This window comes from Streptomyces sp. NPDC093094 (assembly GCF_044754345.1).
Taxonomy (GTDB): Bacteria; Actinomycetota; Actinomycetes; order Streptomycetales; family Streptomycetaceae; genus Streptomyces.
Genome location: NZ_JBIVOX010000057.1, coordinates 1 through 5,416 on the forward strand (window position 1 = coordinate 1; position 5,416 = coordinate 5,416).

Below are 5,416 nucleotides of genomic sequence, written 5' to 3' on the forward strand. Positions count from 1 at the left end.
CAGCAGGCACCGATCCCCTACGAACAGCAGTCAGTTACCCTGACCTTTGCCGCATAACGACACGAACAGGTGTCCACTCCTCAGGGACAAGCCCCGACCTGCCTTGCCAGCTGCAGGTGACGGCCTCTCTTACCACGCATCTGGCCATACGTGTTGGCTGGGAAGGGCGGGCGTCTACGGCTGCCATGGGGGTGTCGGTGTACCGTCCGGGTCCAAGCCGTTTGGCCACAGTCTTTCGAGTACGTCCCGCATCTCGGGCCGGTGGTACAGGGCGTGGGGGCTGCCGTGGTCGGCGGCCTGGCGGAGAAGTGTTTCGGTTCCGGACCGGTCCCCGGCCCTCTCCCGCCTCATGGCCAGGTGGTGCAGGGCGCTTGTGTCGCCGTGGTGGGCGGCTTCGCGGGCCAGTTCCTCGGCGCCCTTCCGGTCCCCGGCCTCTTCCCGCGTCACAGCCAGGCGGTACAGGGCGCTGGTGCTGCCGTGGCGGGCGGCCTGGCGGAGGAGGGTTTCGGAGCCTTGTCGGTCCCCGGCCTCCTCCCGGGTCACAGCCAGGTGGTACAGGGCGCGGGTGCTGCCGAATTTGGCGGCCAGGCGGGCCAGGGCCTCCGCGCCCTCCCGGTCTCCAGCCTCCTCCCGCCTCATGGCCAGGTGGTGCAGGGCGCTTGTGTCGCCGTGGTGGGCGGCTTCGCGGGCCAGTTTCTCGGCGCCCTTCCGGTCCCCTGCCTTCTCCCGCGTCATGGTCAGGCGGTTCAGGGCGCGGGTGCTGCCGTGTTCGGCGGCCAGGCGGGCCAGGGCCTCGGCGCCCTTCCGGTCCCCTGCCTTCTCCCGCGTCATGGTCAGGCGGTACAGGGCGCGGGTGCTGCCGTGCTCGGCTGCTTGGCGGGCCAGGGTCTCAGCGCCTTCCCGGTCCCCGGCCTCCTCCCGCAGCTCGGTCAGGCGGTTCAGGGCGTCGGTGCTGCCGTGCTCGGCTGCCTGCCGGGCCAGGGCCTCCGCGCGCTCCCGGTCCCCGGCCTCCTCCCGGGTCACAGCCAGGCGGTACAGGGGGAGGTTGTCGCCGTGGTCGGCAGCCTGGCAGGCCAGAGCGTCGGCGCTCGCCCGGTCCCCGGCCTCCTCCCGCAGGCCGGCCAGGTGGTGAAGGGCGCTGGTGTTGCCGTGGCGGGCGGCCTGGAGGAGGAGGGCTTCGGAGCCTTGTTGGTCTCCGGCTCTTTCCCGCATGACGGCCAGGTCCTTCAGGACGCTGGTGTCGCCGTGTTCGGCGGCCAGGCGGGCCAGCTTGTCGGCGTTCTCCCGGTCCCCGGCCCTTTCCCTGATCACAGCCACGTGGTGTAAAGCGCTGGTGTTGCCGTGGCGGGCGGCCTGGAGGAGGAGGGCTTCGGCGGCTTCTTGGTCTCCGGCTCTTTCCCGCGTCATGGCCAGGTCCTTGAGGACGCTGGTGTCGCCGTGTTCGGCGGCCAGGCGGGCCAGTTCCTCGGCGCCCTTCCGGTCCCCGGCCTCCTCCCGCCCCGCGGCCAGGCGGTGCACAGGGACGGTGTCGCCGTGATGGGCGGCCTGGCGGGCCAGTTTCTCGGCGCCTTCCCAGTCCCCGGTCCTCTCCCGCAGTTCGGCCAGGCGGTTCAGGGCGCTGGTGCTGCCGTGGTCGGCAGCGCGCCGGCGCAGGTGGTGCGCCCATTGCAGCCGGTGGCGTTGCTCGGCTTCCCGGGTGAGGTTGTCCAGGTCGTCGGGGTGGGTGAGGTGGGTGTGGGCGGCGTGCCAGAAGGAGGCGGGCGGGCACAGGTGGCGGCGGGCGGTGCGGCCGTGCTGGTCGAGGTAGTCGGCAAGCCGGAACAGTGGCCCCGCCGACCGAGGGGACGGCTCGGCCACGCCTGCGGTGGGGGCGGGCGGGTGCTGTGAGGGGCGGGGGGTGGTGCGGCGCAAAAGGGGGTGTCTGCCGTGGACCGGTTCGGCGAGTTCGGCGTAAGCCTGTTCGGCCCAGTCGTCGGTGAGCTGGTCGTGGTCGAGGTCGGTGAGGTAGCCGGGGGCGGCGTCGGTGAGGAAGGCCTGGGGAAGGTGGAGTCCGACGCCGAGGCGGCGTGCGTCCATCGCCGCGTCCAGCAGGGCCTTGGCGGCCGGGATCGCGTGCTGGTAGCGGTTGAGGAGTTCGGGGGCGCCGGCCAGGTCCTGGGTGATGCGCCCGTCAACGCGGGCGCGGGTGAGGGCGTCGGCCAGCAGCCGGTCACCGCCCTCGGCCAATGCCGTTGCCGCGGCCAGGGCGCGGGTGTCGAAGGCGTCGGGGATGGTCAGGGTGCGGCTGGCCAGCAGCTCCCGCGCCCGGCTGTGCGGATCCTCTGCGCGCGGTGTGGGCAGGGCCGTGTACTCCTTCGCGTACTCGGGCCAGAGCGTGCCCAGCACCAGGACCGGCCCGCGCTTGGGGCTGATCAGCAGGTGGTGGACGGCCGCCGCGATCCGCTCCCCGGCCGTCCGGTCGCCGAGGTAGTGCTGGGCCTCGTTCAGCCACACCACCGTGCGCGGCCCCACATGCTGCAGGTCCTCCAGCGCGGCCTCCACGCGGGCCGGGTGGTAGGGATGCCACAGCCGCCAGCCCCGCTTGGCCAGCGGCTGCACGGCCTCCCAGCAGGCCCGGGTCTTGCCCGTCGAGGAGGTGCCCACCAGCACCACGATCCGGCTGCGGCCGCCTGCCGCATCCTCCACCGCCTCGGCCAGCACCCGGTCATGCACGCGCCGCACATACCCCGGCAGCGCCCGCACCGCGGCCGTACCAGCGCCTGGAACGGCTGGACCGGGACCGGCGGGATGAACCTCCAGATCGTGCGGCTCCCACTGCCCGATCGGACGCCCCGGCCCGCCCGGCACGGCCGTGCCCGGCTCCGCGGCCGCCCTGCGCTGCAGCTCCAGCAGCCCGGCCACCGGCAGCCTCAGCGCGCGGGCCAGCGCCGCCACCGTCTCCTTCGACGGCACCGGCTTGCTGGGCGAGAGCGCCTCCGACACCGTGGTACGCCCCAGCCCAGCCCGGCGAGCGAGCTGGGTCTGGTTCAGCCGGGCCCGGGCCAGCCCGTCGGCCAGGCGTCTGCGCAGTTCGGTGAGTGCCGGACCATGACTGTTCTGCTCGTCGTGCACGTGCTCGCCCCCGGGCCTCTGGTGTGTTCGCCGGTGTTCATCTTCGTCCCGGCGAACCCCGGCGCACACCGTTTCGGCGACCTTCGACCACGTCAACATCCCACCGCACACCGGGAGTCCCGCCGTGACCGTCGCCGTCGCCCTGCTGTCCGCCGTTCTTGTGATCGTCGTCGCGGTGCTGGCCGCGGCCGGTGCGGGCAAGCTCTCCCGCCTGGACGGCGCCACCTACCCCGCCGCACTCACCCGGGCCGCCACCGCCTTCGCCGCGGTCGTCACCCTCGCCGCCACCGTCACCGCGGCCCTGGCCGCCCTCCTCACCTGAAACCGGCCCTCGGCGCAGGCGTCCCGCACGGGCGGACCGTCACCGGCTGTGCCCGCGCCCAGGGCCGCGCAGCCCTCGGGACCGCCGGGAGCCGCCGGCACCCGAGTCCCGAACCTCACGTAATTCCCCATCGGCAGCGTCAGCTTCCCCGCCCAGACGTTCGGGCATGGCAATGGATGCCATCCGTGCCCTCGCCCGCATATCGAGCGCGCCGGCCAGGGCAGGCTCTGTACCGTGGCGCCATGACGGACGGGGCAGAGCCGGGGCTCTTTGTGAACCGCTGGGGCGACACGTCGGATGCGGCTCCGCGCCGGCGAGGGTCCTACAGGGACATCTGCTCGTGCTTCGACCAGTCCAGACCTCATCCGCGGGCCCGGGTCGGATTCCACGACGAGCGGCAGGACACCTCCGCCCCGGGCTGGCAGCATCTGCTGGACCTGGTCGAGGAGGCCGCCGCCGACGGGCGTGAAGAGTTCCGTCCGCTGACCGAGCTGAGCCCGCAGGAGCGGCGGCAGGTCGTCACACTGCCGCCGAGCATCGCCGGGCTGACGGCAGTCAGGCACCTCGTGCTCTACGGCAGCAACCTGGTCCGGATCCCGCCCGAGATCGGGGCCATGGCCAGCCTGGAGGAGTTCACCCCCTACACCTCCTACCGGCTGCACTGGTTCCCCTACGAGATCACCCGCTGCCGGAAACTGACTCGCAGCACCGTGAGCACGCGCGCACTGTTCGGCAACCACAGGCTGCGACCGCCCTTCCCCAGGCTTCAGCCCACTCCGGCCCCCGCCGCGGACCTCGATCCGGACAACATGGACCCCCGGCGCTGGGGCGCCACCGCCATCCACACCTGCAGCGTCTGCGACCGCCCGATCGAGCAGGGCGGACTCCGCCAGGTGCGGATCTCGCTGCGCGTGGCCACCGACGTACTGCCCCTGCTGGTCAGCGCCTGCTCGTCGGCATGCGTCGCCGCGCTGCCCGATGGCGCTTCCGACTACATCCCCACACCGCACAAGGGCGGCCGAGTCGACCAGCCGGCACCCGACAGGGACGGCGGGAGTTCTGAACCCCCGCGCACTCAGGAACTGGCCTGATCGTGCGGCACTTGCGTGATCCCAGCATCGGAGCCGTCCTTATGCTCAGAGAATGGATGGCCACGAGACAGCGCATCTGGAGTGGTGGGCCAACACGGCGACCTGTCTGGCTCGCGTGCAGGTCGAGGTGAGAGCCGCTGCAGGCGCAGGCGAGTGGGAAGCCGTGATCTCGCCCCCGCTCGACCACAACGCCCTCGAAGAACTCAGCCGGCTCATCGAGGCTGACCCGTACCTCACCCTTCGCTTCGCCTCCGCAGCCGTCGAAGTGCAGGCCGAACGTGTCCAGGGCCTTGATCGCCTTCAGCTGACCGTCATCGCCGGACTGTGATCGGCGAACAGACTGGCACGACCGGCGATCCGCCAAGCCCTGCGCCGCGCCCGGCTTCCGCCAACACGATCATCAAAACCGGTCCGTTCATAGGCCGGAGCCTGACCAGCCGAGAGCATCCGCCCCAGAACCGCTCGTGGGGTAGAGCAGATGGTGTCCTCGGCCGGGGCCGTTGCCCTTGTGGCGCGTATCGGCGGTCTGGTGGGCGTACCGGATTGCCGTGGGGTACATCTGCCGCCGCGCGTCTCACAGGTCCGTCCACGGCCGCGCCCTGCCGCCCGCCAGCGGTGTCCACACCGGCTGACCCGGTCCGTGCTGCTCGAGGTCCTCGAGGACGGCTGCGCCCAGGCGGACCTCGCGGGCGAGGTCCGCGACGAGGGGGTGGCGGGCGGTCATCGCCTGCAGATCCCCGATCCGGTCCTCCAGCCGGGTGCGCCCTGCACCGGTCAGGATGAACAGCACGCGGGGAAAGGCGGGGTACCAGCGCAGCCAGGACGGCCCCGCCGAGGGCTGCCGGCGCCGGCCGGGGGCCTGGGGCTCGTAATGGAACAGCCGGGCGTACTC

General features: G+C 72.4%; 4 protein-coding genes and 1 pseudogene. 3 read left to right on the forward strand and 2 right to left on the reverse strand.

What is annotated here, in order from left to right:
- Positions 1 to 174: 174 nt before the first annotated feature.
- Positions 175 to 3,111 carry a hypothetical protein gene (locus ACIQGV_RS40755; protein WP_402504803.1) on the reverse strand — a complete coding sequence of 979 codons (2,937 nt, stop codon included), beginning with the start codon at positions 3,109 to 3,111 and terminating at the stop codon, positions 175 to 177.
- 124 nt (positions 3,112 to 3,235) lie between these two features.
- On the opposite strand from ACIQGV_RS40755, the gene ACIQGV_RS40760 reads away from it, so the two are divergent.
- The 3 genes from ACIQGV_RS40760 to ACIQGV_RS40770 all read left to right on the forward strand — a co-directional run bounded on the left by ACIQGV_RS40760 (position 3,236) and on the right by ACIQGV_RS40770 (position 4,852).
- The gene (locus ACIQGV_RS40760) at positions 3,236 to 3,433 is read left to right on the forward strand and encodes a hypothetical protein (RefSeq protein WP_402504805.1); all 198 of its coding nucleotides are present in this window, start codon (positions 3,236 to 3,238) and stop codon (positions 3,431 to 3,433) included.
- Between the two features lie 242 nt (positions 3,434 to 3,675).
- On the forward strand, positions 3,676 to 4,524 hold the full coding sequence (locus ACIQGV_RS40765) for a leucine-rich repeat domain-containing protein (protein WP_402504807.1): 849 nt from the start codon (positions 3,676 to 3,678) through the stop codon (positions 4,522 to 4,524).
- Between the two features lie 52 nt (positions 4,525 to 4,576).
- Complete coding sequence (locus ACIQGV_RS40770; protein WP_402504809.1) at positions 4,577 to 4,852, forward strand: hypothetical protein; 276 nt, start codon at positions 4,577 to 4,579, stop codon at positions 4,850 to 4,852.
- A gap of 246 nt (positions 4,853 to 5,098) precedes the next feature.
- Here the strand turns inward: ACIQGV_RS40770 and ACIQGV_RS40775 are convergent.
- Positions 5,099 to 5,416 (reverse strand): annotated as a pseudogene (locus ACIQGV_RS40775) (hypothetical protein); the annotation flags it as partial.

What these genes read in the sequence shown, in the direction of transcription:
- ACIQGV_RS40765 (WP_402504807.1), top strand. Translation starts at nt 3,676, where the DNA reads ATGACGGACGGGGCAGAGCCGGGGCTCTTTGTGAACCGCTGGGGCGAC.
- ACIQGV_RS40770 (WP_402504809.1), top strand. Translation starts at nt 4,577, where the DNA reads ATGGATGGCCACGAGACAGCGCATCTGGAGTGGTGGGCCAACACGGCG.